A 24,466-nucleotide genomic window follows, 5' to 3' on the forward strand; every position below is an offset into this window, starting at 1 on the left:
CGAGCACCCTCACTCCGGCGCGTGCGCCTCGAGGAATTCGTACACGTCGGTCGTGTCGACGCCCGGGAACGATCCGGTCGGAAGCGTCGCGAGCAGCGTGCGCGGGGTCTTCACGTTCGGCCAGGAGTTGTCGCGCCAGCGCTCCTCGAGGTCGGCCGGGGCTCGGCGGCAGCACACCTCGACCGAATGCTTCGAGACTCCGCGGTGGGGAGTGTCGCGTCCGACGAACCACTTGGTGTCGTCGAAGCGCACCCCCACGCTCACCGAGTGCAGCCCCTCGCTCGACGCCTCGACCCTGGCCGTGCACCAGTAGGTGCCGTTGCCGGTGTCGGTGTACTGGTAATAGGGATTGAAGCGGTCGTCCTCGTCGAACACCACCCGGCTGGTCCACCTGCGGCAGCACATCTGGCCCTCGATCGCACCGAGACGGTCGGCGGGGAAGTTCACGTCGTCGTTCTCGTACGCCTTCGTGATCGTGCCCGACTCGTGCACCTTGAGGAAGTGCACGGGGATGCCGAGGTGCCGCGTCGCGAGATTCGTGAAGCGGTGCGCGGCCGTCTCGTACGAGACGGAGTAGGTGTCGCGCAGATCTTCGATCGAGATCGCCCGTCGCGCCTTCGCGTCGCGGAGCGCAGGGACGACGTGCGCCTCGGGGATCAGCAGCGCACCGGTGAGGTAGTTGGTCTCGACCCGCTGGCGCAGGAACTCGGCGTAGCTGCGCGGCTCGGAGTGCCCGAGGATGCGGCTCGACAGCGCCTGCAGCACCGCGGTGCGGGCGTCGCCCTTGGCCGGCACGCTGCTCGACAGGTACAGGCGCCCGTGCGCGAGATCGGCGACGCTGCGGGTGGTCTGCGGCAGATCAGGCGCGTAATGCAGGGTGAAGCCGAGATAGGCGGCGATCTCGGATGCCGTGCGCTGAGTGAGAGGGCCGCCCGGGTGGCCGACCGCGTCGAGGATCTCGGCGGCCTTCTGCTCGAGGTCGGCGAAGTGGTTGTCCTGACGGCGCATGAGGTGACGCAGCTCGACGTTCGCCCGCCGGGCCTCTTCCGGCGTCGCCGCCCGCTCGTCGCGGAGTCGGTCGATCTCGCCGTGCAGCGCGAGCACGGCGGTGAGCGCCTCGGTCGGCATCGACTTCGCGATACGGAAGGGCTCGATGCCGAGCGCCTGGAACGTCTGCCCCTTCATCGCGCGTTCGAGCGCGATCTCGATCGCACTGCGCTCGTCGAGCGGCTCGCCCTCGAGCAGAGCGTCGAGCGTCACCCCGAGGGCGCGCGCGATCGCCTGGAGCTGCGACAGCTTCGCCTCGCGCTTGCCCGTCTCGATCATCGACAGCTGACTCGGCGCACGATCCACCGCGGAGGCGAGGTCGTCGAGGGTCATCCCCCGCGCGGTGCGCAGACGGCGGATACGCCGTCCGATCGTGAGGGCGTCGGTCTCTTCTGCGGTTCCCGCCGGGGTCCCTGAGCCTGTCGAAGGGTCCATGACGGCGATTCTGTCACAGAAACAGAATTTCGACCGATCTTCACAGGGAAACCCTTCATCGAAGCATCCGTTCTTCACCCACAGTGGATCACACGCCACCCGGCACCGCCGCCGGATCGACCGAAGGAGACACCATGACGACGCACGCACCCCGCCCCGCAGGTCTGCGAGCCGGCGACCAGGTCCAGACCGCCGCCGAGCTCCAGGAGATCTGGGACACCGATCCCCGCTGGGACGGCGTCGAGCGCACCTACACCGCCGCCGACGTCATCCGCATCCGAGGGTCCATCCGCGAGGAGTCGACGCTCGCCCACCGCGGCGCCGAGAACCTCTGGAACCTGCTCCACACCGAGGACTACATCCGCGCACTCGGGGCCTACACCGGCGGCCAGGCCGTGCAGCAGGTGCGCGCCGGGCTCAAGGCGATCTACCTCTCGGGCTGGCAGGTCGCCGCCGACGGCAACCTCGCGGGCCAGACCTACCCCGACCAGTCGCTGTACCCGGCGAACTCGGTGCCGGCCGTCGTGCGCCGCATCAACAACGCGCTGCTGCGTCAGGACCAGCTCGAGCACGCCGAGGCCGCGGCGGGCGAAGGAGAGATCACGCAGGACTGGCTCGCCCCGATCGTCGCCGACGCCGAGGCCGGATTCGGCGGACCGCTCAACGCCTACGAACTCGCTCAGTCGCTGATCCAGGCCGGCGCCGCCGCGATCCACTGGGAGGACCAGCTCGCCAGCGAGAAGAAGTGCGGCCACCTCGGCGGCAAGGTGCTCGTGCCCACCCAGCAGCACATCCGCACGCTGAACGCGGCACGGCTCGCGGCCGACGTCGCGGGCGTCCCGACCGTCATCATCGCCCGGACGGATGCCCTCGCCGCCGACCTGCTCACCAGCGACGTCGACGAGCGCGACCAGGCGTTCACCACCGGCGAGCGCACGCCCGAGGGCTTCTACCGCGTGACGCCGGGCATCGACGCGGTCATCAGCCGCGGCCTGGCCTTCGCCCCCTACGCCGACCTGCTCTGGGTCGAGACGGGCGAGCCCGACATCGAGCTGGCGCGCGCCTTCGCCGCGGCGGTCCACGCCGAGTTCCCGGGCAAGCTGCTCGCCTACAACTGCTCACCCAGCTTCAACTGGAAGCGCCACCTGTCGGATGCCGAGATCGCGACGTTCCAGCAGGAGCTGGCCGACCTCGGCTACAAGTTCCAGTTCATCACGCTGGCCGGCTTCCACGCCCTGAACTACTCCATGTTCGACCTCGCCCGCGGCTACGCCGATCGCGCCATGAGCGCGTACGTCGAGCTGCAGGAGGCCGAGTTCGCCGCCGAGGCCGACGGCTACACCGCCACCAAGCACCAGCGCGAGGCGGGCACCGGCTACTTCGACGTGATCTCCACGGCGCTCAACCCCGACAGCGCCACTCTCGCCCTCGCCGGCTCCACCGAGACCGCGCAGTTCCACTGACCCTCCCTCTTCACCGGGTTGCTGAGCCTGTCGAAGCACCCCCACGAGACAAGGACCCATCATGACCATCACACCCCCCACCCCGACCCTGCAGGGTCCGGCGATCGAGATCACCGGTACGCTGCACGACCGCTACGACGAGATCCTCACGCCCGCGGCGATCGCGTTCCTCACCGAACTGCACCACCGGTTCGCATCGCGTCGCCACGACCGGCTGGCCGACCGCATGCGCCGCCGCTTCGAGATCGGCAACGGGCACGACCCGCACTTCCGGGCCGACACGGCGCACATCCGCGACGACGCCTCGTGGCGCGTCGCCGGTGCCGGACCCGGCCTCGAGGACCGTCGCGTCGAGATCACCGGACCGACCGATCCGAAGATGACGATCAACGCCCTCAACTCGGGCGCGCGGGTCTGGCTCGCCGACCAGGAGGATGCCACGAGCCCCACCTGGAAGAACGTCGTCGAGGGCCAGCTGTCGCTTCGCGATGCGATCCGCGGCGAGCTGTCGTTCACGTCCCCCGAGGGCAAGGAGTACCGCGTCACCGCCGAGCGCACGCCGACCATCGTGATGCGTCCGCGCGGCTGGCACCTGCCCGAGAAGCACATCGCCTTCATCGACCGCGCGGGGCGCCGCACCGCGGCATCCGGATCGCTGGTCGACTTCGGCCTCTACTTCCTGCACAACGCGCAGGCGCTGATCGAGGCGGGGCGCGGCCCGTACTTCTACATCGCGAAGCTCGAGTCGAGCGACGAGGCGAAGCTGTGGGACGACGTGTTCTCGTTCAGCGAGGAGTACATCGGTCTCCCCCACGGCACGATCCGCGCCACGGTGCTGATCGAGACCCTGCCGGCGGCGTTCGAGATGGACGAGATCCTCTACGAGCTGCGCGACCACTGCGCGGGCCTCAACGCCGGACGCTGGGACTACATCTTCTCGATCATCAAGAACTACCGGGGTCGCGGCGCCCGCTTCGTGCTGCCCGACCGCAGCGAGGTCACGATGACGGTGCCGTTCATGCGGGCGTACACCGAGCTGCTCGTGCAGACGTGCCACAAGCGCGGAGCATTCGCGATCGGCGGCATGAGCGCCTCGATCCCCAACCGCCGCGACCCCGAGGCCACGGCGCGCGCGATCGAGAAGGTCGCGGCCGACAAGAAGCGCGAGGCCGGCGACGGCTTCGACGGCACCTGGGTGGCGCACCCGGATCTCATCCCGACCGCGCAGGCCGAGTTCGACGCGGTGCTCGGCGACCGGCCCAACCAGGTCGACCGGCAGCGCGACGACGTGCATGTGCAGGCATCCGATCTGATCGACCTGCACATCGGCCGACCGATCACGTCGAAGGGCGTGCGCGACAACGTGTCGGTCGCGATCCGCTACCTCGAGGCCTGGCTGCGGGGACTGGGCGCGGTGGCGATCGACAACCTCATGGAGGATGCCGCGACCGCCGAGATCAGCCGCTCGCAGGTGTGGCAGTGGATCCACCAGGACCGCACCACGGAGGACGGCACGGCGATCACCGCCGAGTACGTCGAGGAGCTCATCTCCGCCGTGCTCCGCGAGGCGACCCGCAGTGCCGACGACCGGTTCGACGACGCCGCGGAGATCTTCCGCGAGGTCGCGCTGCGCGAGGAGTTCCCCACCTTCCTGACGCTGGGCGCCTACGCCCGGTACCTCGACTGACGTCCTGACCGTGAGGAAGAGCGGATGCCGCGGCTGAACCGGCCGCGGCATCCGCTCTCGGGCGTAGCCTGAAGACATGACCGAGTTCTGGGGCGACATCGCGAGCGAGTTCCTGCACCTGTACCCGAACGGCGGGCGCCTGCTCGCGGTGGCGGGGGCGGATGCCGAGCGCTCGCGCCGCGCGGCCGATGATCTCGCCGCGGCGCTGACCGCGGCGGGACAGCGCGTCGAGCGGGCGCACTCCCCTGCCGGCGACGAGGAGGCGCTGCGCACCGAGGTGATCGCGCCGTTCCGCACCGACCGCAGCGACCGCGTGCTCGTCGTCTCGGGCCCGGCCTCGCTCGTGAGCGCGAGCGCCCGCGGCCTCTGGAACTTCATGATCTGGCAGCTCGCGGGCGACGAACAGCCGCACACCGCGGCATCCGTCATCGTCGACGTCACCGACCCGGATGCCCCGACCCGCCGCTTCGCGGACTACTGCGCCCTGCCCAGCGCCTTCGGCGCCTGACGCGAAAGCTCGCGCCGCGGATCAGGTGAACGACGCGGCGACCGAGTTGCGGTGGTAGTCGAACACGATGCTCGTGCGCGTCGAGGCGACGCTGCTCTGGGCCGAGAGGTGCTCCAGCACGAACTCGCGCATCTCCGAGGAGTCCGCCACCGCGATGTGCAGCAGGAAGTCGTCGTCACCGCCCAGGAAGAACACCTGGATCACCTGCGGCAGCGCGCGCACCCGGTCGGCGAACTCGACGATGCTCTCGCGGCGGGCGCTCGGGCGCAGGCTCACGCCGATGATGGCCTGGAGGCCGGCGCCCAGCATCCGCTCGTCCACGCTCGCGTGGAACCCCGTGATCACGCCGCGCTCGATCAGCGAGCGCAACCGCGCGTGCGCCGTCGACGGGGCGACGCCGAGCGTGCCGGCGAGCTCGGCGTTGGTCATGCGGCCGTCCTCCGCGAGCAGCGCGACGATGCGCTGGTCGACCGGATCGAGCGCGGGAGCCCGAAGAGTGTTCGGTCGATCCGGGGTCGTAGAGGTCTCCATGCGAATCATTATTCAGGATTCGGACGATTCGCGAATGATCTTCGTGGAATCTGTTGTCCTGCCGATGTTTCTGCGATCCTGTTCTGCAACAACCGCCCCTGAGCTGTGGAGTATCGATGAAGATCGGCGTGCCGACCGAGGTCAAGAACAACGAGAACCGCGTCGCGCTCACCCCCGCGGGCGCGGACCGTCTCGTCCACGAGGGACACCGCGTGCTCGTGCAGTCCGGCGCCGGACTCGGGTCGCGCATCGATGACGACGCCTACCGCGCCGTCGGCGCCGAGATCGTCGACACCGCCGCCGAGGCCTGGGGCGAGGCCGACCTTCTCCTCAAGGTCAAGGAGCCGATCGCGCAGGAGTACGGCTTCCTGCGCCCCGACCTCACCCTCTTCACGTACCTGCACCTCGCAGCCGACCGCCCGTTGACCGAGGCGCTCGTCGCCGCCGGCACCACCGCCGTCGCCTACGAGACCGTGCAGCTGCCCGACCGCAGCCTGCCGCTGCTGGTGCCGATGAGTGAGATCGCCGGCCGCCTGTCGGTGACGATGGGCTCGTACTCCCTGCTGCGCTCGAACGGTGGCCGCGGACTTCTGCTCGGCGGCATCGCGGGCACCCCGCGCGCCAAGACGGTCGTGATCGGCGGCGGCGTCGCGGGCGAGCACGCCGCAGCGAACGCCCTGGGCCTGGGCTCGCAGGTCACGGTCTTCGACATCTCGCTGCCGCGCCTGCGCGACCTCGAGCACCGCTACGGCGGCGCGCTCCAGACCCGCGCGTCGAGCCGCTACGACATCGCCGAGGAGCTCGCGACCGCCGACCTCGTGATCGGTTCGGTGCTCATCCCGGGCGCGGCCGCTCCCAAGCTCGTGACCGACGACATGGTGGCCGGTATGAAAGCCGGTTCGGTGCTCGTCGACATCGCGATCGACCAGGGCGGATGCTTCGAGGGTTCGCGACCCACGACCCACGACGACCCCACCTTCGCGGTGCACGACTCGATCTACTACTGCGTCGCCAACATGCCCGGCGCCGTTCCCGAGACCGCGACCCGCGCGCTCACGAACGCGACCCTCCCCTACGTCTCGGCGATCGCCGGGAAGGGCTGGGCGCAGGCATCCGCGGACGATGCGTCGCTCGCGAAGGGCCTGAACGTGCAGGGCGGGCGCATCGCCCTCGACGCGGTCGCCCGCGCGCACGGCCTCTGAGCCTCCTCCACTCTCGTGAGGGGTCACGACACGCCCTCCGCGCACGCCTCGACGGGGCGTGTTGCGACCTCTCGCCGGGTTCCCCCGTGGCAAGAACGCACGATCTTGCTCGCGTCGCGGCCCGCACAACGCCCGCGCCCCCGAGTACGCTCGTAATCGTGACCGAACGCGCTCCTCTCTCCCGCAAACTGTCCGCGATCGCCGAGTCCGCGACCCTCAAGGTCGACGCGAAGGCCAAGGCGCTGAAGGCGGAGGGCAAGCCCGTCATCTCGTATGCCGCCGGCGAGCCCGACTTCGCGACGCCGCAGTTCATCGTGGATGCCGCGGCCGAGGCCCTGGCCGACCCCGCGAGCTACCGCTACACGCCCGCCGCCGGCCTCCCGGCGCTGCGCGAGGCGATCGCCGCGAAGACGCTGCGCGACTCGGGTCTCGAGGTCTCGCCGAGCCAGGTGCTCGTGACCAACGGCGGCAAGCAGTCGGTCTACCAGGCGTTTCAGACCGTGGTGAACCCCGGCGACGAGGTGCTGCTGCCGGCGCCGTACTGGACCACGTACCCCGAGGCGATCCGTCTCGCCGACGGCACGCCCGTCGAGGTGTTCGCGGGTGCCGACCAGGACTACAAGGTCACGGTCGCGCAGCTCGAGGCCGCCCGCACCCCGCGCACGACCGCGCTCGTCTTCGTGTCGCCGTCGAACCCCACCGGGTCGGTGTACACCGCCGAGGAGACGAAGGCGATCGGCGAGTGGGCCCTCGAGCACGGCATCTGGGTGATCAGCGACGAGATCTACCAGAACCTCACGTACGAGGGAACCGCGGCGGTCTCGATCGTCGAGGCGGTCCCCGAGGTCGCCGGCCAGACGATCCTCGTCAACGGCGTCGCGAAGACCTACGCCATGACGGGCTGGCGCGTGGGCTGGATGGTCGGCCCGGCCGACGCGATCAAGATCGCCGGCAACCTGCAGTCGCACCTGACGAGCAACGTCAACAACGTCGCCCAGAAGGCCGCGATCGCCGCACTCAACGGACCGCAGACCGAGGCCGGGCAGATGCGCGAAGCCTTCGACCGCCGTCGCCGGCTCATCGTCTCGGAGCTCTCGAAGATCAACGGCGTCGTCGTGCCGAACCCCCTCGGCGCCTTCTACGTGTACCCCGATGTGCAGGGGCTCCTCGGCCGCACCTGGGGCGGCGTCACGCCGACCACGTCACTCGAGCTCGCCGACCTCATCCTCGAGCAGGCCGAGGTCGCGGTCGTCCCGGGCGAGGCCTTCGGCCCGAGCGGCTACCTGCGCCTGTCGTACGCGCTCGGCGACGACGCGCTGCTCGAAGGCATTCAGCGCCTGCAGCGCCTGTTCGCCTCCTGAGGCATCCGGGTGTCACCCGGAGGAGCCTCACTCCTCCGGGTGGTACCCGATCAACCAGCGGATGCCGTAGCGATCCACGAGCGACCCGTCGACGTCGCCCCACGGGCGGGTGGTCAAGGGCGAGATGACCCGACCTTCTGCGGCGAGCGCGTCGAACCAGCGCGTGAGGGTGTCGGCATCCGCCGTTCCCAGCAGCGAGAAGAACATCCCGCCCATCTGCACCGCGTCGTCGTCGGCCCCGGCATCCGCCCCGGCGAGCTCGACGACCCCGCGCAGCATGCCGTGCCCGATCGCATCGGCGGGACCGTCGTGGCGACCGAGCTCGGCGTAGTCGAAGAGCTGCAGCTCGCCACCGAAGATGCCCTGGTAGTGAGCGAAGGCCTCCGCGGCGTTGCCGGGGAAGAGGAGGTAGGGGATGAGTCCGCTCATCCCGCGAGTGTACTGCGGTAGCGTCGCGGCTTGCCCTCGCCGAGGTCGATCACCCGCGCCACGGCGGTGACCTCGACCCGCACCGCCAGCAGCGCGACGAGCGCCGCCTCGATCGCCGCGGCGTCTCCCCCGGCGATCGTCGCGTGCACGACCCCGTCGTCGCCCTGCACGACCGACCACCCCTCGGCGCCGTGCGCCTGCAGGTGCTGGGTGAGGTCGACGCTGGCGACGAGCGACCCGTCGCCCGCGCGGAAGCGGGTGTTCTCCCGCCCCTCGAGGTCGGCGATCCCCACCGCGCCGTCGACCGACCGCACGAGCCGCCCGTAGTCGCCGGTGCGGTAGCGCACCAGGGGCAGCAGCGGGTTCTCCCCCGCGGTCACCGTGATCTCGCCGACCTCTCCGTCGGGCACCGCGACGTCGCGGCGAGGATCGAGCGCCTCGACGAGGACCCGACGATCGAGCACCCGGAACGGGCCGTCGTCGGCGCGCGCGGCGATCGGCCGGGTCTCGTGCAGCCCGTAGACGTCGATCACGGGGCGCCCGAACGCGTGCTCGAGCCGCGCGCGCAGCGGGGCCGAGAGCGCCATCGCCCCCGAGAAGATCACCGAGGGATGCAGCACCCCGTCGAGCCCCGCATCGACGAGCTCGGCGAGGCTGGTCGGGTGCCCGCTGAGGATCTGCGGGTCGGCGTCGGCGAGGAACCGTCGTCGGGCGGCGGCATCCGGCCACGCCGACACGTGCAGGTTGAGGCGGGCCATCGCGCGGTGCGCGAAGCTGCTGATCACCGAGACGTAGGTGAACGCCTGGCGTTGGAAGACGAGGTTCGCGAGCGCCATCCGCTCACCGTCATCGCTGACGGTCGCGCCCTGCTGCGCGGCCAGCGCGCGCAGCAGGTGGAACCCGCGTGCGACCTCCTCGACGTCGTCAGGGATCAGCAGGGCGGCACCGGTCGACCCCGAGCTCGTACCGTGCAGCATCCGTCCGAGGTCGGCATCGAGCGGCACGTGCGCACCGAGGTCGGCGACGAGGTCGCTGCGACGGGTGGTCGGGTAGTCGGCGAGCGCGGCATCCGCGGGCATCGCCCGATGCCGCAGCGTGCGGCGAACCGCGGCCAGATGATCGGCGAGCCATCCATCCGTCGGGAGCGGATGCCGTACCCGCTCGACCTGCGCGGCGCTCAGCCGGTCACCCGTCGCGTGCGTCCACTGCGGGGCGTCGGGATGCCGTCGCCACCGGGTGAGGCGGGCGGCCCCCGCATCGTCGAGGGTCGGCCAGCGCTCGGCATCCGTGAGCACCGCTGCCGCCCCGGGTGCGTACTCGGCGAGTGCGAGCGGATCGATGGCGTCGGGGTCGTCGGAAACGCCGACCCCCTCGGCGTCACTCACTCGAGTACCGGGCCGCCGCCTCCTTGCGACGCGCCTCCTGCAGCTTGCGGGCGATCTCGGCGCGATGCCGGTGCCCCTCGTAGGCGTCCGCGAGCGCCTTGTCACGGGCGAGGGAGTCGACCGCGGCGAGCAGAGACGAGGCGGTCTGCGCGTCTTCGCCCTCCGGCAGGTATCCGCGCCACAGCAGGAACGTTCGCGCCGCCTCGATGCGCCGCTCGTCGTCGGAGATCCAGCTCAGCGGGTCGGACACGGGGGCGAGCCGCAGTGCGAGCGCATCGACCGCGAGGGTAGCAGCGCCCCCTCCCACCGGGGAGGAGAACGGGGCGACGAGCTCCTCACTCGCGACGATCCAGAGCGCGATCGCCGCTCCCCGGCGCACGCGCTCATCGCCGGCGAAGCGCACGCAGGCCGGCGCCATCCCGAGCACGTCACCCGCGAGCGCGCGCACGGAGACGCGGTCGTCGAGGAACATCTGCGGCACCGCCGAGAGCCGGGCGGCGATCGCGTCGAGTGCGGGGCCCGGGCGGGCGCGCGTCCACGCCTCCTGCTCCCCGCCGGACCGCTCGCTCCAGGCCGCGAGCAGCTCTTCCGTCGACGCCTGCTCGTTCTCCGCCCGCTCCGTCTCAGCCATGCAGTCGCTCCGCGAGGGCGGCGCAGGCCGCGGGGGCATCGTCCATGCTCGACAGGTACACCACGTCGTACCCGTCGCGCCGGGCGAGGTCGGAGACGCGGTGGAGTCGGTCCATGAGCACGAGCGTACCCGTGGTGAGCTTCTCCCTCACCGCCCGGGCGACGCCCGCGAAGGGCTCGTTCCCGACGCCGAACATCGACACGAGCCCGTCGTCGGAGAGCACCACGACATGACGCTGCACCTCCTCGGTCGCCCGCGGGAGAGCCGCGTAGCGGGAGTCGTAGAGATCCAGCGGGAACGAAGTGCCGCCGCCGAAGAACACGCAGAGGGCGCCGACGATCTCGGCGGGGTCGCGGCTGGCGCGTTCCATGCCCGCGACCTGCCCGGCGGCGGAGAAACTGGTCACGCGCACGCGCCCGCCGCCGCGGAGCACCGACAGGGCGAGGATCGTGCCGGCCAGCACGGCCGGAGACCCGGCGCGGGGGTTGCGCATCGACCCGGACGAGTCGATGTAGAGGTCGATCTCGATGCTCGTCTCGCGCACGACCGGGTCGTCGTCCAGTTCCGAGCGGCGCCGCGTGGTCACCCCGGGGATGACCCGACCGCCGCGCAGGGTGGCAGCCCAGTCGATGTCGCCGATCGCGTCTCCGGTCTCCCACAGTTCGAGCGGCCCGGGGAGCCCTCCGGCGGGCTGCGCCGGCGCGCGCCGCGTGTAAGGGCGCACCCAACTCGCCGCCTCGGTGCGGTACCAGGCCGCGAGCACCTCGGCCTGATCCAGGTCGGAGTAGAGCCCCAGCGTGCGGGCGACGTCGAGGCGCTGTCCGGGCTGCGACGACGCGTCGTCGTCAGGCTCCACCGCCTCCACCGCCTCCGCCGCCCCCGGATGCGCCGGGAGGTCGCCGCGCAGACGCTGATCCGCGAGGATGCGGCCGAGTTCCTCGGCGCTCGGCCCCTTCTCGTCGGCCGCGCAGCCGACCCCGCCGACGGTGGGCACCTCGCGCGCGGCATCCTGCCGTTCGGCGATGTAGGGCGCCGCGATCACCCCGAACCGCACCGCACCCGACACCGGGTCGGCGCCGAACGTGCGCACCGCATCGGCGACCAGCGCGGCATCAACGACGGGATTCGTCGTTCGCGCGCCGGCGAGCTCGGCGGCGATGCGCGCGCTCTCGGCCTTGCGCTCGCGCAGGATGCGCTCCTTCTCGCGGTGCCTCTCGGCGATCGTGTCGAGCGGCGGCAACTGTTCGTGCGCGACGGCGGGCGGCGGGGCGGGCGGGGCGTCGACCGCGCAGAGGGTGCCGGCCGGCAGCCGCCACAGGATCTCGTAGGCGCGGCAGTACACCCACCACAGTCGATCGGCGCTGCCCGCGGGTGCGGGGTACAGCACACGACCGAGACGGATGATCCCCGGCTCGCCCGCGGCATCCGCCTCGGCCCGCTGCAACTGCGCGACCCGGGTGTTGACGAGCAGATCGTTCCAGAGGTTGGCGAGCAGGCCGATATCGGATGGCGCGGGTGCGCGCGTCGAGACCGCGGCGAGCGCGCGTGCCATCTGATGCCGCACCTTCAGCCCGTCGATCCGGGTGCTCGGGGCGAGCACGTGGTGTCCGACCTCGTGCGCCAGCATGCTCCAGAGCTCGTCGGCAAGGCCGCGGCCGGCGAGGTAGTCGGGGTCGATCGAGACGGACGGCGGGAAGGTGAACCAGGCGGGCGCCCCGGCTTTCGCGTGCGCACCGGGCAGCACGATCGGGTCGTTCAGTCGTACACCCCACAGCGCGAGCGCGCGCTCCCAGGCCGCGCGCACGGTCTCGTCGACCGCTGCGCGGGGAACCTTTCCCGTCCTCACGCGGCGTCTCGCACGTGCACCCAGGCGAGGTGGGTGTCGGGCCCGATGACGACGCTCACGCCGTCGTCTGCGGGTGCGGAGGCCGCGGGGTCGGAGGCCGCAGCTTCGGGCTCGACGGATGCCGTGAGCCGGGCGCCCCACACGTCGGCGTCGAGACGCCACCACTCCCCCGCGACGAGGATCGCGAACGCTCCGGCATCCGCGAGGCGCACGACCCGGTCCGGCGGACGGATCCACGCGCCGCCGACGCCGCGGAACCCTCCGGTAGCGAGCACGTAACCGCGCTCGTCCGCACGCCCGGGCCACCAGAACCGGTCGGTGCGCTGCCGACGCAGGAACGCTTCGAGCAGGTCGATGCCGATCCCGAGGGTCGCGGCGGCCGCCCGCCGCTCGTCCGCCGGCTCGATGCGTTCGAGCCGGGTCAGGGCGTCGTCGCGCAGAGCCAGGGCGCCGGACCGCCACGCCGCGATCGCGACGAGGTCGAGGGCGCGCTCGCGATCGGCCGCCGCATCCGCATCCTCCGCGAGTCCCGCCGCGAGCGCTCGGACGAACAGCCCCACCTCGCCGTGCGCGCGGCGCACGCCCTCGATCGCGGCGGCGATGTCGAGTCCCCCGGCCGTCAGGTCGGGCGGCGAGGCGGGCGGGAAGGAGTCCCGCGCATTCGCGAGCTGCAGCGGGCGGCGGATCACCCGCGGGTCTCCTGCCAGCGGGCGAACGCGGTGTAGCGCTGGTGCAGGTACTTGAGCGCGATCACGTCGTCGAAGTCGCGGCCGTAGAGCTTGCCGACGCCGGCGATGCGGCGCAGCTGCGCCTCGATCGCGGTGATCCGGCGCGAGACGTCGAGAGCCGACACACCGTCGAGTCCTCGGTCGAGTTCGCCAAGGAGGGCGGTCACCGGGTCGTCGGCATCGCGGCCGAGCATGTCGTACTGGCGGCACGACTGCACGAACAGGTCGTTCAGCCAGCTCACGGTGTCGGTGGCGAGTTCGCGCTCGGCACCCACGTCGAAGCGCGGGTGGGTGTCGTTGGGCAGCAGTTTTCCCCGCAGCACGAAGGGCAGGATCGCGGCGATGTCGGCGAGCTCGACGGCATCCGCTCCTCGGAACCAGGCCATCGCCTTCGCGTACAGGATGAGGGTCTGCAGCGCGCGCACCGAGAGGCCGTTGCGCGTCTGGGCGCCGAGGTCGACCTCGAGATCGGCGCCGCTGTTCGCCTCGATGACCTCGCCGACGCTGCCGCCCGCGGTCGTCACGACGTCTTTCGTGCGGTACTCGAAACGGCGTCCGCCGTGCTGCACGAACTCGAAGTGGCTGAGGAAGAACCGCAGGCGGTGGCGCACGCCGTCGGGGATCGGCACGGCGCGGATCAGGGCGCGCATCCGCTCCTGTTCGGCCGCATCGAAGCGCAGTTCCGCCGGCACGTGCTCCTCGGGCTTCTCCCCCGCCTCGACCCGCGTGATGAGCTCGTCGAGGAAGCGGCTGTTGAAGCCGGCGGCCTGCACCGTGACGTCCATGCGATCGCGGAGCGCCTGGATCACCGGGAACGTGCCGCCGCCGGCATCGTCGTTCGCGGTGAAGAACCAGCTCTCGACGCCGCCGTGCGGTGCGGTGCGTCGCATCTGGTCGTGGCTCTCGACGTACCCCTCGGCGACCATCGTCAGCAGCGCCGACTGCGTCTTGGTGGGGATGCGGTTGTACTCGTCGATGATCTTCACCGGGAGGCCGAGCCAGTCGCGCCACGCGATGCGGATGTCGCTGAGCTTCTCGGCCTCGACGAGGTCGCGCGGCAGCGGGATGCCCACGAGGTCGCTCACCGTGAGCTGCGGCTGCCCCTGCTGCACGGCCCGCCGCACCTCGTCTGCCCCGGTGCCGGCGAGCACGCCCATGAGCACGGCGACCGTCGTCTTGCCGCGCCCCGGCCCGCCGATCAGGAGGCACTTTCCGCCGACCGCGAACGTGAGCAGTGGCAGCAGCACGTTCGACGAGAAGGATGCCTGAGTGGGCAACGAGACCTTGGCATCGGCGTCGCCGAGCGCGATCGAGAGCGGGTCGCCGTGCGAGAACTCGATGTCGTAGTACGGGGAGATGACGGCCCGGTTGACCATCCAGTAGTACGCCTGGCGCAGCTTCTCGTCGAGAGGCACCGCGGTCGCCGCCGCTGCCGGGCGGAAGAGCTCCTCGGCGGTCATCTGCCCGACGCCGTGATCGGCTCCCGGGTTGGTGGGCGATGCGGACACGCGGCTCCAGCGATCGGACATGCGATCATCCTACGGGCGGCGGCTCAGGGCCTCCCGTCGCCCTCTCCGGTCCGACCGTCCGCACCGTGCGCGTCCGCGCGGTTCGTTTCCGACTTGTGCGCAGCCGCGCTGTGCGCAGCCGCGCGCTGCAGGGCGCGCTGCTCGTCCATCGGGCGCGCCTCGAGCGGGATCGCGAAGCTCAGGTGCGCGGCCAGCAGCGGTTCGAGAGCGGATGCCGCGGCCTGCACGCGCGCCGGCACGTCGCCGCGCACCTCGAGCCAGGGCACCGGCTGCGCGGCGAGGACATCGCGGAAGCGCTGCTGCATGTCGTGGCGGATGTGCTCGCCGTCGCGCATGCCGTCCTGTTCGAACGGGATCTCGTCGCCCGTGAGCACGTAGAGGAGGGGGCGGTGGCCGTCGGCGGCGCGGTGCAGGCGCTCGGCGACCGTGCCGACGTAGCGCTCGTGCCAGAGCGCGGTCGCGAGCACATCGGTGTCGCACACCAGCACCGGCCGCGGCACACGGCGCAGCGCCCGCTCCTCGAGGGCGATCTGCCGGTCGACGATGAGGTCGAACTCGTCGCTGCGCCAGGGTGCCTCGAGTCCGCCCTCGCGCACCTCGGAGTGCTCCCGCCCGTACTCGGGCACCCACAGCGTGCCGAGGTGCGCGGCCAGCGCCTCGGCGAGCGTCGTCGACCCGGTCGACTCGGCGCCGAGAACGACGACCCGGGGAGTGAGCGACGCCCGCACGGCCGGCGCGAGTTCGTGCCAGAGCGCCGCGGGGTCGGCGCGGATCGCCGTGCCCGACACCGGGTTGATCCGTCGGCCCTCGTCGATGCGCACCCAGTGCGTACCGAGGCGCTGCGCGAGTTCTCCGCCGTACGCGTCGCACGAGTAGACGGTGTCGACGGGTCCGTCGAGCAGCGACTCGATCACGGCGAGGTGCTCGCGCCACGCGGCATCCGATCCGAAGTCCACCGGGGCGTCGTCCATCGCCGCCACGACCCGAGCGCCGGGGTGCGATTCACGGATCCAGTCGGCGCGCGTCTCGAGCGGGATCGATTCGACGGATGCTCCGAGCACCTGCACGGTGACGCGATCGCTGCGCCGTTCGGCCTCGCGGATGAGGTGCGAATGCCCGCTGTGGAACGGATAGAACTTGCCGATCACGAGCCCGTGACCCTCACGGCGCGGTGCGGCGGCCGTCACGCGGGCGCCTCGACGCGTTCGCGCTCCCGCTCGTCGGCCGCCACTCGGCGCCACGAGGTGAAGCCGAACACGCACAGGCCGATGAAGAGCAGGTACAGCGCGGCGATGACCCACAGCCCGGTGACGATCGAGATGCCGATGATCACGACGTCGACGCCGATCCAGACGAACCAGTTCTGGATCCACTTGCGGTTGAGCATGTACTGCGCGACGAGGCTCGCCGAGGTGGTGAGCGCATCCGCGACCGCCACCTCCGAATCGGTGAACGACGTGAGCACCCACACCAGCACAGCAGCACCGGCGATCCCCGCGAGCACCAGCCACGGCACCGCCCGGCGCGGAGTGCTCGCGATGTAGGTGCGACTCTGTTCCTCACCCCGCGTCCACCGCCACCAGCCGTGCACGCCCATCACGAGGTAGACCGCCTGCAGGCCGGCGGCGGCGTAGACACCCGCGCCGAGGAAGACGACGAAGAGCACGACGTTGTTGGCGATGCCGATCGGATACGTCCACACGTTGCGGAGCCCCGCCAGGAGCACGCAGACCGCGCCGGTCACGAAACCGAGCACCTGCTGCCACTCGGCGATCAGCCAGTCGAGCACGACGGGCCTAGAGCTCGACGCCGACGAGAACCGGCTCGGGCTGCAGCACGAGACCGAACTCGCTGTGCACCCGGCTCTGGATGAAGCGCGCGAGCTCGGCGACCTCCGCGGCGGTCGCGCCGCCCCGGTTCGTGAGGGCGAGCGCGTGCTTGGTCGACACCGAGGCGCGCGAACGCGGCAGCTTGAACCCCTTGCGGATGCCGGCCTGCTCGATGAGCCACGCGGCGCTCACCTTGACGTCAGCCGCTTCACGCGCCGGTGCCGGGATCAGACCTCCGTAGGACGCGAGCGGGATGACGGTGACGGTGTCGAGGTCGGGTGAGACCGGCCAGCGCGGACACTCCGGCGGGAGGGCGCGGGCGACGGTCTCGGTGACGATCGCGTTCTGGAAGAACGATCCGACGCCGTGCGTGTCGGGATCGACCTGATCCCACAGCATCCCCTTCGAGGCGCGCGTGGCGAGGATGCGCTCGCGCACCCACGACAGCGGCACGGGGGCGTCGTCGCCGAGGGTCAGCGCCCGGCGCAGCTGCTCACCGCGCACGATGCGCTCCCGTGCGACCAGCAGATCGACCGTGATCGACAGGATCACGGCCCGCCGCTCGGGCTCGCTGCCGTAGTGGTGCTTGAGCACCGAGGTGCGGAACCCGAGGCCCAGCTCAGAGGCGGGGACCGTCGAGATCTCGCCGGTCGCCGCGTCGATCAGCTCGACCTCGACCAGGGTCTCCTGGATCTCCTGCCCGTACGCCCCGATGTTCTGCACGGGAGCGGCCCCGACGGTGCCGGGGATGCCGCTCATCGCCTCAAGCCCGGCGTAGCCGTGTTCGACCGCGTACGCGACGAGTTCGTCCCACCCGTGTCCCGCCTGGGCGCGCAGCCGGATACGGCCCTCGTGAGGCGAGGGCAGCTCGTCGATGCCGCGGGTGAGCACCCGGATGACGGTGCCCTCGAACTGCTCGTCGCCGACGAAGAGGTTCGACCCTCCGCCGAGCACGAACCACTCGTCGCCGCGCGACCATGTCTCGCGGAGCGCGCTGACGAGCCCCTCGGCGGTCGTGGCGTCGAGCATGCGCTCGGGCGCACCGCCCGTGGCGATGGTGGTGAGCGCGGAAAGCGGGATCGGCGTGATCTCGTGCACCTCGGCGTCGCCCATCAGACCGCGATGCGCAGCTGCGCCTTGACGAGCACGGTGGCCTCGCCGAAGGTGACCTTGAGGTCGACGCGCGCGGACGCCTCATCGACGGCGCCGATCGTGGCCAGCACGTTCACGTCGGCACCGTGCTCAGGGTCGACGACGACGGGCTTGGTGAAGCGCACCCCGTAGTCGAGGATGCGGGTCTGCGGGTCGAGGGCCGCGACGACCACCGACGAGGCGATCCCCATCGTGAGCATGCCGTGCGCGAGCACGCCGGGCAGCCCGACGGAGGCGGCGACGTCGTCGCGGTAGTGGATGGGGTTGAAGTCGCCGGAGGCCCCGGCGTAACGGACGAGCGACTCGCGCGTCAGGTGCACGGTGCGCTCGGCGATCACGTCTCCGATCGAGTACGCCATCACTCCCCCTCTCCGACCAGCAGCACGCTGGTCGCGGTCACGACATGGGCACCTGCGGCATCCGTGATCTCGGCCTCGCTCGTGATGAGCGCGTTGCCGGCCATCATGCGGATGCCGGTGACCCGCAGTTGCGCGCTGAGCTCGTCACCCGCGACGATCGGCCGCGTGTACGCGAAGCGCTGCTCGGCGTGGATGGTGCGCGCCAGCACGATGCCCGAGTCCTCGGCGCCCAGGAGCTGCTGGAGCGTGAGGTCCTGGATGACCATCGGGAACGTCGGGGGCGCGACCACGTCCGCGAAGCCGGCCGCGCGGGCCGCCTCGACGTCGGTGTGCTGCGGAGCATCGGCGAAGACGGCGCGGGCGAACTCGCGCACCTTCTCACGACCGACGAGGTACGGGGGCGTCGGCGGGAACTCCCGGCCGACCAGTTCTGGGTTCACTGGCACCCCTCGATCCTATCGAGGGTCGCCGACAGCCGCCCCGCCCGCCGGTGCGGTCAGTCCTTCTTCTTGCGGCCCCGGATCGCCTTGAGCGCCATCTGCACCGCGATCACGACGAGATATGCCGCGAAGAGGATGTTGCCCGTGCCGGGATCGATCAGCGTCGCGAGCCAGGCGCCGAGCGCGGTCGTGGTGCAGGCGGCGACGCCGATGAGCGCGGCGGCGAGCAGATCGACGTTGCGGTTGCGGAGATTGCCGAACGTGCCGGAGACCGCGGTGGGGATCATCATGAGGAGCGACGTGCCCTTGGCGACCAGGTCGCTCGTGCCGAAGGCGAGCATGAGCACCGGAACGACGATCACACCCCCGCCCACGCCGATGAGGCCCGCGAGCACACCGGTGCCCACGCCGACGACGACGAGCGCGATGCCCGAGATCCAGGTGAGATCGAAGGGCGCATCCCGCGAGGGGATCACGAGGAAGAGGCTCACGATCACGACGAGGAGGAAACCCACGAAGCCCCAGCGCAGGGCGGTCTGCGAGATGCGCGGCAGCAGGCGGGTGCCGATCTGGGCGCCGACGACGGCGCCCGCGGCGAGGATCAGGGCGGGGACCCATGCGACGGACCCCGAGGCGGCGTACGAGATCACACCGACGGCCGCGGTGGGGACGATCGCGGCGAGCGAGGTACCGGCCGCGAGGCGCTGATCGAAGTGCAGGAACAGCACCAGCAGCGGGACGATCACCGTGCCGCCGCCGACCCCGAAGAGTCCGGAGAGGAGGCCGGCGAGCAGGCCGATCCCGATGAACGTCGTATAGGCCCGCGGTCCGCGGAACGGTCTCGTGGCCGCGTCGTTCACGTCTCTCCTTCTCACGCGGCCCTGGACGTGGCCGCACCGTCCGCCAGCCTACTCCCGCGCGGGGCGTGCGCCGGACTCGAGGCTCTGCGTCAGGTGCGCGACCTGCGCGCGCAGCTCGCGCAGTTCGGCGAGCACCGCCGCCTCGCCGTGACCGCCGACGGTCACCTCGTGGACGGGGGCCTCGCCGTTGCGGACGCGGTCCTCGTCGAGGCCCTGCATCGCGTCGACGATCACCGCGATGAACAGGTTGAGGACCGTGAGCGCGCTGATCAGCACGAAGGGCACGAAGAACGCCGGCGCCCAGGGGATCTCGGCGCTCACCGTCCGCGCGATCGCGCTCCAGGAGTCGAGCGTCATGATCTGGAAGAGCGAGAAGAGCGACGCCCCCATGTCACCGAAGTACTCGGGGAAGCGCGCCCCGAAGAGCATCGTCGACATCACCGCACCGACGTAGAACACGATCACCAGCAGCGCCGCGATGGAGACGATGCCGGGCACCGCACGCACGAGCGCGTCGACGACACGACGCAGCGAAGGGATCACCGAGATCAGACGCAGCACCCGCAGCACCCGCAGCGCCCGCAGCACCGCGAAGCCGTCGGCGCCCGGGATCAGGGCCACGCCGATCACCAGGAAGTCGAACACGTTCCACGCGTTGCGGAAGAACCCCAGGCGTTCGGCGTACAGCTTGAGCGCGATCTCGATCAGGAAGATGCCGAGACAGATCTGGTCGAGCACGTGCAGCAGCCCGCCGAACGACTCCGTCACCGCCGGGGAGGTCTCCAGCCCGAGGATCACGGCGTTGACGAGGATGACGACGATGATGAAGGTCTGCACCGGCGACGAGAGCACGAAGCGTCCCGCCGCCGCTCGCGAGTGCCAGGCGTCCGTTCGCATGACGGAATCCTTTCATGCCGTCCGCCGTACACGCGAAGAAGCCCGCCACCTCAGAGGTGACGGGCTTCTCTCGAGTCGAGTGATTACTCGGACTTCTCCTCGGCGGCAGGCGCCTCGGTGGTGTCTTCGGCGGCGGGAGCCTCCTCGGCGGGAGCCTCCTCGACGACCTCGGCGGTCTCCTCGGCGGGAGCCTCCTCGGCCGGCTTCTCCGCCTGGGGGGCGGCAGCGGCCTTCTTGGTCGACTTCGCCTTCGGCGTGACGGGCTCGAGGACGAGCTCGATCACGGCCATGGGAGCGTTGTCGCCCTTGCGGTTGCCGACCTTGGTGATGCGCGTGTAGCCACCCTCGCGGTCAGCGACCAGCGGAGCGATCTCGGTGAAGAGCGTGTGCACGACTTCCTTGTCACCGATGACCGAGAGCACGCGACGGCGTGCGTGCAGGTCTCCGCGCTTGGCGAAGGTGATGAGACGCTCGGCGAGCGGACGCAGGCGCTTGGCCTTCGTCTCGGTCGTCTTGATCGACTTGTGGGTGTACAGCGCAGCGGCGAGGTTGGCAAGCAGCAGGCGCTCGTGGGCGGGGCCGCCTCCGAGGCGGGGACCCTTAGTGGGCTTGGGCATAATCGTCTAACTCCTGGTCAGAAAGGTCGGGTATCAGAAGGACTCGTCTTCGCTGCCGCCGTAGAAGTGGGCGCCGTCGAAACCGGGCACCGAATCCTTGAGCGACAGACCGAGCGAGATGAGCTTGTCGCGCACCTCGTCGACCGACTTCTGGCCGAAATTGCGGATGTTCATGAGCTGCGTCTCCGACAGGGCGACGAGCTCGGAAACGGTGTTGATGCCCTCACGCTTCAGGCAGTTGTACGAGCGGACCGACAGGTCGAGGTCCTCGATCGGCATCGACAGCTCGCTGGAGTTCACAGCCTCCACCGGCGCCGGGCCGATCTCGATGCCCTCGGCCTCGACGTTCAGCTCGCGAGCGAGACCGAACAGCTCGGTGAGCGTCTTGGCAGCCGAAGCGACGGCGTCGCGGGGGCTGATCGAGTTCTTCGTCTCGACGTCCAGGACGAGCTTGTCGAAGTCGGTGCGCTCCCCGGCACGGGTCGCGTCGACGCGGTAGCTCACCTTGAGGACCGGCGAGTAGATCGAGTCGATCGGGATCTGACCGGCCTCGGCGTACTCGTTGCGGTTCTGCGTCGCCGAGACGTAGCCACGGCCACGCTCGATCGTGAGCTCGAGCTCGAACTTCGCGGTGTCGTTGAGCGTCGCGATGACGAGCTCGGGGTTGTGCACCTCGACACCGGCCGGAGCCGAGATGTCAGCGGCGGTCACTTCGCCCGCACCGGTCTTGCGCAGGTACGCGGTGATGGGCTCGTCGCGCTCCGAGGAGACGACCAGCTGCTTGATGTTGAGGATGATCTCGGTGACATCCTCCTTCACACCGGGGATCGTGCTGAACTCGTGCAGCACGCCGTCGAGACGGACGCTGGTGACAGCGGCACCGGGGATCGACGACAGCAGGCTGCGACGCAGCGCGTTGCCGATCGTGTATCCGAAGCCGGGCTCCAGAGGCTCGATGATGAACCGGCTCCGGTTCTCGACGATCTTTTCCTCGGTGAGTGTGGGACGCTGTGCAATGAGCACTCTGTGTTCCTTTCGATCACATGACCGCTATATGACATGTGGTGGGTGAGGTCTTGAGTTGTGGAAGTCGATGCCCGCGAACGGGCGGGCGAGCCGCTCGGCCCCGACCGCTCAGAGAACGGGACGGGGCGAGCGGCTCGCGAGCCGGATCAGACGCGGCGACGCTTCGGCGGGCGGCATCCGTTGTGCGCCTGCGGGGTGACGTCCTGGATCGAGCCCACCTCGAGGCCGGCGGCCTGGAGCGAGCGGATCGCGGTCTCGCGGCCGGAGCCCGGACCCTTCACGAGGACGTCGACCTTCTTGACGCCGTGCTCGGCGGCCTGGCGGGCAGCCGACTCGGCTGCCATGCCGGCGGCGTACGGGGTCGACTTGCGCGAGCCCTTGAAGCCCACGCCACCCGACGATGCCCACGCGATGACGGCGCCGGACGGGTCGGTGATCGAGACGATCGTGTTGTTGAACGTCGACTTGATGTGGGCCTGGCCCAGCGCGATGTTCTTCTTTTCCTTGCGGCGCGGCTTGCGCGCGGCGGCCTTGGGTGCAGCCATGAAAGTGTTCTCCTAGTCCCTGGGGCCGCGCTTAGCGGGCCTTCTTCTTGCCGGCGACGGTGCGCTTCGGGCCCTTGCGGGTACGGGCGTTGGTCTTGGTGCGCTGACCGCGGACCGGGAGACCACGACGGTGGCGGATGCCCTCGTAGGAGCCGATCTCGACCTTGCGGCGGATGTCTGCGGCGACCTCACGGCGGAGGTCACCCTCCACCTTGTAGTTGCCTTCGATGTGGTCGCGGAGGGCGATCAGCTGGTCGTCGCTGAGGTCCTTCACGCGGATGCTCTCATCGATGTCGGTCGCCTTGAGGATCTCGACCGAGCGGGTACGGCCGACGCCGTAGATGTAGGTAAGGGCGATCACCACGCGCTTGTCGCGCGGGATGTCAACGCCGGCAAGACGTGCCATGCGGTTCTCCTGGGTGTTGTGGAGGTGTGGAACAGGATCGGTGCCCGGGCCTCCGCCCCGAGGTGTCCCCCACTCTCGTGGGATCTGATCCTGCCGTTCGTGTATTCAGTTGTGTGTCAGATCAGAAGAGTGATCAGCCCTGGCGCTGCTTGTGGCGCGGGTTGCTCTTGCAGATCACCATGACGCGGCCGTGGCGGCGGATCACCTTGCAGTGATCGCAGATGGGCTTGACGCTGGGGTTGACCTTCATGATGTTTCCTGTTCGCTGTCTTCGTACCGCCCCGCTGCGGGGCAGGCCGTTACTTCTCGACCGATCAGCGGTAGCGGTAGACGATACGGCCGCGGGTGAGGTCGTAGGGGCTGAGCTCCACGACCACGCGGTCCTCGGGGATGATACGGATGTAGTTCTGCCGCATCTTGCCGGAGATCGTTGCCAGGACCTTGTGTCCGTTGCTGAGCTCAACGCGGAACATCGCGTTGGGAAGAGCCTCGGAGATCACGCCCTCGATCTCGATGACACCGTCTTTCTTAGCCATAGCCTCGCTGACGCTTCTGCAGACCGGTCGATCTGCGGTGGGTGATTGGTTTGTTGGTGCTGCGCCGACGGACACGCCGAATCAGTGCGCAAGGCACCAAAGATCTATGTTAGACGACGTCGGGGCATCCGGCAACCTGAGCCGGAAGCATCCGCGCGTCGCCCGCCGTGCTCGCGATGAGGGCGGCCCCGCGACGGGACCGCCCTCGTCGTGATGCGGATCCGCTCAGGGCAGGATCTGCGCGAAGCGCGACTGGATGTCGGCGTTCTCGATGCGCTCACCGTTGATCTCGACGGTGGGCGTGCCCTGGATCTCGTGCTGGTTCGTCTGGTCGCGAACGAAGTTCATGTAGGTGCCGTCCGCGATGCAGTCGGCTGCCGCACCCGCCCCGACCTGCTCGGCGTAGGACGCGAGCTCTTCGTCGGTGTAGCCGGCGGTGTTCTCCTGCGGCTGGTTGGCGAACATGAAGTTGAAGAAGTCGAGGAACGAGTCCGGCGCGTTCTCGGCGACGCAGTACGCGGCGCCCGCGGCACGGGTCGAGTACTTCGTGTTCTGCGAGTACCGGTCGAGGATCGAGATCGGGTGGATGTTCAGCGTGATGTCATCGCTCGCGGCGGCGGACTGGAGCTGTGCCCCGTACGCGTCTTCGAAGTCGCCGCAGATGGGGCACATGAAGTCGACGAAGACGTCGACCTCGTCATCGCCGCCACCGAAGCTGATCGCGCCGGTCTCCTGGTTGACGTTGCCACCCTCGGGGGCGACGCCGGGGGCCGTGGCCTGGTTGTTCAGGAACACCACGAGCCCGCCGAGGACGACCAGCACGACGACGACTGCTGCGGACACCCCGATCGCGAACCAGTTGGTGTTGCTCTTCGCCGCTGCCATTGTCTTCCGTTTCTCTCGGTCTCGCCGCAGTTATTGCGGACGCAAGTACCCTGTGATCTTCCTGCATCAGCCTATGGGGTTCGTGTGAGGCGAACCTTGCCTGCAGTTCACGCTTGCGTAACGGATGCCGGG

27 protein-coding genes are annotated in these 24,466 nt (G+C 70.2%); 5 read left to right on the plus strand and 22 right to left on the minus strand.

Going from position 1 to position 24,466, the window contains the following annotated elements:
* Positions 1-9: 9 nt before the first annotated feature.
* The gene (locus tag KV396_RS02610) at positions 10-1,482 is read right to left on the minus strand and encodes an XRE family transcriptional regulator (protein WP_247956733.1); all 1,473 of its coding nucleotides are present in this window, start codon (positions 1,480-1,482) and stop codon (positions 10-12) included.
* Positions 1,483-1,616: 134 nt separating this feature from the next.
* Here KV396_RS02610 and aceA point away from each other — a divergent pair, with 134 nt between their 5' ends.
* From aceA to KV396_RS02625, 3 genes are all read left to right on the plus strand, one after another.
* Positions 1,617-2,945, plus strand: a complete 1,329-nt coding sequence (gene aceA / locus KV396_RS02615) for an isocitrate lyase (RefSeq protein WP_247625142.1) — start codon at positions 1,617-1,619, stop codon at positions 2,943-2,945.
* A 61-nt stretch (positions 2,946-3,006) separates the two neighbouring features.
* Positions 3,007-4,632: a malate synthase A gene (aceB, locus tag KV396_RS02620; RefSeq protein WP_247956734.1), complete on the plus strand. Its 1,626-nt coding sequence runs from the start codon at positions 3,007-3,009 to the stop codon at positions 4,630-4,632.
* 76 nt (positions 4,633-4,708) lie between these two features.
* Entirely contained in the window at positions 4,709-5,140 is a 432-nt protein-coding gene (locus KV396_RS02625; RefSeq protein WP_247956735.1) for a hypothetical protein, read from the plus strand.
* 21 nt (positions 5,141-5,161) lie between these two features.
* On the opposite strand, the gene KV396_RS02630 is transcribed toward KV396_RS02625, so the two are convergent.
* Positions 5,162-5,680 carry an Lrp/AsnC family transcriptional regulator gene (locus KV396_RS02630; protein ID WP_247625146.1) on the minus strand — a complete coding sequence of 173 codons (519 nt, stop codon included), beginning with the start codon at positions 5,678-5,680 and terminating at the stop codon, positions 5,162-5,164.
* Between the two features lie 107 nt (positions 5,681-5,787).
* Between KV396_RS02630 and ald the strand changes: the two genes are divergently transcribed.
* Both ald and KV396_RS02640 read left to right on the plus strand, forming a co-directional pair.
* On the plus strand, positions 5,788-6,873 hold the full coding sequence (gene ald, locus KV396_RS02635) for an alanine dehydrogenase (RefSeq protein ID WP_247956736.1): 1,086 nt from the start codon (positions 5,788-5,790) through the stop codon (positions 6,871-6,873).
* Positions 6,874-7,031: 158 nt separating this feature from the next.
* Positions 7,032-8,234 (plus strand): pyridoxal phosphate-dependent aminotransferase, encoded by a 1,203-nt coding sequence (locus KV396_RS02640; protein WP_247956737.1) that lies wholly within the window; start codon positions 7,032-7,034, stop codon positions 8,232-8,234.
* A gap of 27 nt (positions 8,235-8,261) precedes the next feature.
* Here KV396_RS02640 and KV396_RS02645 read toward each other — a convergent pair whose 3' ends face one another.
* From KV396_RS02645 to KV396_RS02740, 20 genes are all read right to left on the minus strand, one after another.
* Positions 8,262-8,663: a VOC family protein gene (locus tag KV396_RS02645; RefSeq protein WP_247956738.1), complete on the minus strand. Its 402-nt coding sequence runs from the start codon at positions 8,661-8,663 to the stop codon at positions 8,262-8,264.
* A complete protein-coding gene (locus tag KV396_RS02650; protein ID WP_247956739.1) occupies positions 8,660-10,048 on the minus strand; it encodes a phenylacetate--CoA ligase family protein in 1,389 nt (462 codons plus the stop codon). Before KV396_RS02650 ends, KV396_RS02645 begins: the two co-directional genes overlap by 4 nt.
* Complete coding sequence (locus KV396_RS02655; RefSeq protein WP_247634109.1) at positions 10,041-10,679, minus strand: phosphohydrolase; 639 nt, start codon at positions 10,677-10,679, stop codon at positions 10,041-10,043. The genes KV396_RS02650 and KV396_RS02655 overlap by 8 nt, the downstream gene beginning before the upstream one ends.
* A complete protein-coding gene (locus tag KV396_RS02660; RefSeq protein WP_247956740.1) occupies positions 10,672-12,525 on the minus strand; it encodes a VWA domain-containing protein in 1,854 nt (617 codons plus the stop codon). Before KV396_RS02660 ends, KV396_RS02655 begins: the two co-directional genes overlap by 8 nt.
* Complete coding sequence (locus tag KV396_RS02665) at positions 12,522-13,214, minus strand: potassium transporter Kef (protein WP_247956741.1); 693 nt, start codon at positions 13,212-13,214, stop codon at positions 12,522-12,524. The genes KV396_RS02660 and KV396_RS02665 overlap by 4 nt, the downstream gene beginning before the upstream one ends.
* The gene (locus KV396_RS02670; protein ID WP_247956742.1) at positions 13,211-14,782 is read right to left on the minus strand and encodes an AAA family ATPase; all 1,572 of its coding nucleotides are present in this window, start codon (positions 14,780-14,782) and stop codon (positions 13,211-13,213) included. Before KV396_RS02670 ends, KV396_RS02665 begins: the two co-directional genes overlap by 4 nt.
* 23 nt (positions 14,783-14,805) lie before the next feature.
* On the minus strand, positions 14,806-15,969 hold the full coding sequence (locus KV396_RS02675) for an AAA family ATPase (RefSeq protein WP_247956743.1): 1,164 nt from the start codon (positions 15,967-15,969) through the stop codon (positions 14,806-14,808).
* On the minus strand, positions 15,966-16,571 hold the full coding sequence (gene pnuC / locus KV396_RS02680; protein ID WP_247956744.1) for a nicotinamide riboside transporter PnuC: 606 nt from the start codon (positions 16,569-16,571) through the stop codon (positions 15,966-15,968). Before pnuC ends, KV396_RS02675 begins: the two co-directional genes overlap by 4 nt.
* A gap of 7 nt (positions 16,572-16,578) precedes the next feature.
* Positions 16,579-17,709, minus strand: a complete 1,131-nt coding sequence (locus KV396_RS02685) for a UDP-N-acetylmuramate dehydrogenase (RefSeq protein ID WP_247634417.1) — start codon at positions 17,707-17,709, stop codon at positions 16,579-16,581.
* 14 nt (positions 17,710-17,723) lie between these two features.
* Positions 17,724-18,122, minus strand: coding sequence for a MaoC/PaaZ C-terminal domain-containing protein (locus KV396_RS02690; protein WP_247634103.1), 399 nt, complete (start codon positions 18,120-18,122; stop codon positions 17,724-17,726).
* Positions 18,122-18,568 carry an FAS1-like dehydratase domain-containing protein gene (locus tag KV396_RS02695; protein ID WP_247634102.1) on the minus strand — a complete coding sequence of 149 codons (447 nt, stop codon included), beginning with the start codon at positions 18,566-18,568 and terminating at the stop codon, positions 18,122-18,124. The genes KV396_RS02690 and KV396_RS02695 overlap by 1 nt, the downstream gene beginning before the upstream one ends.
* 50 nt (positions 18,569-18,618) lie before the next feature.
* Entirely contained in the window at positions 18,619-19,422 is an 804-nt protein-coding gene (locus tag KV396_RS02700) for a sulfite exporter TauE/SafE family protein (protein ID WP_247625161.1), read from the minus strand.
* Positions 19,423-19,470: 48 nt separating this feature from the next.
* On the minus strand, positions 19,471-20,319 hold the full coding sequence (locus KV396_RS02705) for an ion transporter (RefSeq protein WP_247956745.1): 849 nt from the start codon (positions 20,317-20,319) through the stop codon (positions 19,471-19,473).
* An 83-nt stretch (positions 20,320-20,402) separates the two neighbouring features.
* The gene (gene rplQ, locus KV396_RS02710; RefSeq protein WP_247634100.1) at positions 20,403-20,936 is read right to left on the minus strand and encodes a 50S ribosomal protein L17; all 534 of its coding nucleotides are present in this window, start codon (positions 20,934-20,936) and stop codon (positions 20,403-20,405) included.
* A gap of 33 nt (positions 20,937-20,969) precedes the next feature.
* Entirely contained in the window at positions 20,970-21,959 is a 990-nt protein-coding gene (locus tag KV396_RS02715) for a DNA-directed RNA polymerase subunit alpha (RefSeq protein ID WP_247625164.1), read from the minus strand.
* 149 nt (positions 21,960-22,108) lie between these two features.
* Complete coding sequence (gene rpsK / locus KV396_RS02720) at positions 22,109-22,507, minus strand: 30S ribosomal protein S11 (RefSeq protein ID WP_017829189.1); 399 nt, start codon at positions 22,505-22,507, stop codon at positions 22,109-22,111.
* A gap of 31 nt (positions 22,508-22,538) precedes the next feature.
* Complete coding sequence (gene rpsM / locus KV396_RS02725) at positions 22,539-22,913, minus strand: 30S ribosomal protein S13 (RefSeq protein ID WP_017201568.1); 375 nt, start codon at positions 22,911-22,913, stop codon at positions 22,539-22,541.
* Between the two features lie 133 nt (positions 22,914-23,046).
* Positions 23,047-23,163 (minus strand): 50S ribosomal protein L36, encoded by a 117-nt coding sequence (gene rpmJ / locus KV396_RS02730; protein ID WP_005050492.1) that lies wholly within the window; start codon positions 23,161-23,163, stop codon positions 23,047-23,049.
* A gap of 64 nt (positions 23,164-23,227) precedes the next feature.
* A complete protein-coding gene (gene infA, locus KV396_RS02735; protein ID WP_017201569.1) occupies positions 23,228-23,449 on the minus strand; it encodes a translation initiation factor IF-1 in 222 nt (73 codons plus the stop codon).
* A 225-nt stretch (positions 23,450-23,674) separates the two neighbouring features.
* Positions 23,675-24,334 carry a DsbA family protein gene (locus tag KV396_RS02740; protein ID WP_247956746.1) on the minus strand — a complete coding sequence of 220 codons (660 nt, stop codon included), beginning with the start codon at positions 24,332-24,334 and terminating at the stop codon, positions 23,675-23,677.
* Between the last annotated feature and the right edge of the window lie 132 nt (positions 24,335-24,466).

This window comes from Microbacterium galbinum, assembly GCF_023101185.1.
Taxonomy (GTDB): Bacteria; Actinomycetota; Actinomycetes; order Actinomycetales; family Microbacteriaceae; genus Microbacterium; species Microbacterium galbinum.

Excerpts from the sequence above, each read along its gene's own strand:
- KV396_RS02610 (WP_247956733.1), bottom strand. The coding sequence starts at position 1,482 with ATGGACCCTTCGACAGGCTCAGGGACCCCGGCGGGAACCGCAGAAGAG.
- aceA (WP_247625142.1), top strand. The coding sequence starts at position 1,617 with ATGACGACGCACGCACCCCGCCCCGCAGGTCTGCGAGCCGGCGACCAG.
- aceB (WP_247956734.1), top strand. The coding sequence starts at position 3,007 with ATGACCATCACACCCCCCACCCCGACCCTGCAGGGTCCGGCGATCGAG.
- KV396_RS02625 (WP_247956735.1), top strand. The coding sequence starts at position 4,709 with ATGACCGAGTTCTGGGGCGACATCGCGAGCGAGTTCCTGCACCTGTAC.
- KV396_RS02630 (WP_247625146.1), bottom strand. The coding sequence starts at position 5,680 with ATGATTCGCATGGAGACCTCTACGACCCCGGATCGACCGAACACTCTT.
- ald (WP_247956736.1), top strand. The coding sequence starts at position 5,788 with ATGAAGATCGGCGTGCCGACCGAGGTCAAGAACAACGAGAACCGCGTC.
- KV396_RS02645 (WP_247956738.1), bottom strand. The coding sequence starts at position 8,663 with ATGAGCGGACTCATCCCCTACCTCCTCTTCCCCGGCAACGCCGCGGAG.
- KV396_RS02655 (WP_247634109.1), bottom strand. The coding sequence starts at position 10,679 with ATGGCTGAGACGGAGCGGGCGGAGAACGAGCAGGCGTCGACGGAAGAG.
- KV396_RS02670 (WP_247956742.1), bottom strand. The coding sequence starts at position 14,782 with ATGTCCGATCGCTGGAGCCGCGTGTCCGCATCGCCCACCAACCCGGGA.
- KV396_RS02690 (WP_247634103.1), bottom strand. The coding sequence starts at position 18,122 with ATGGCGTACTCGATCGGAGACGTGATCGCCGAGCGCACCGTGCACCTG.
- KV396_RS02705 (WP_247956745.1), bottom strand. The coding sequence starts at position 20,319 with ATGCGAACGGACGCCTGGCACTCGCGAGCGGCGGCGGGACGCTTCGTG.
- rplQ (WP_247634100.1), bottom strand. The coding sequence starts at position 20,936 with ATGCCCAAGCCCACTAAGGGTCCCCGCCTCGGAGGCGGCCCCGCCCAC.
- rpsK (WP_017829189.1), bottom strand. The coding sequence starts at position 22,507 with ATGGCTGCACCCAAGGCCGCCGCGCGCAAGCCGCGCCGCAAGGAAAAG.
- rpsM (WP_017201568.1), bottom strand. The coding sequence starts at position 22,913 with ATGGCACGTCTTGCCGGCGTTGACATCCCGCGCGACAAGCGCGTGGTG.
- rpmJ (WP_005050492.1), bottom strand. The coding sequence starts at position 23,163 with ATGAAGGTCAACCCCAGCGTCAAGCCCATCTGCGATCACTGCAAGGTG.
- infA (WP_017201569.1), bottom strand. The coding sequence starts at position 23,449 with ATGGCTAAGAAAGACGGTGTCATCGAGATCGAGGGCGTGATCTCCGAG.
- KV396_RS02740 (WP_247956746.1), bottom strand. The coding sequence starts at position 24,334 with ATGGCAGCGGCGAAGAGCAACACCAACTGGTTCGCGATCGGGGTGTCC.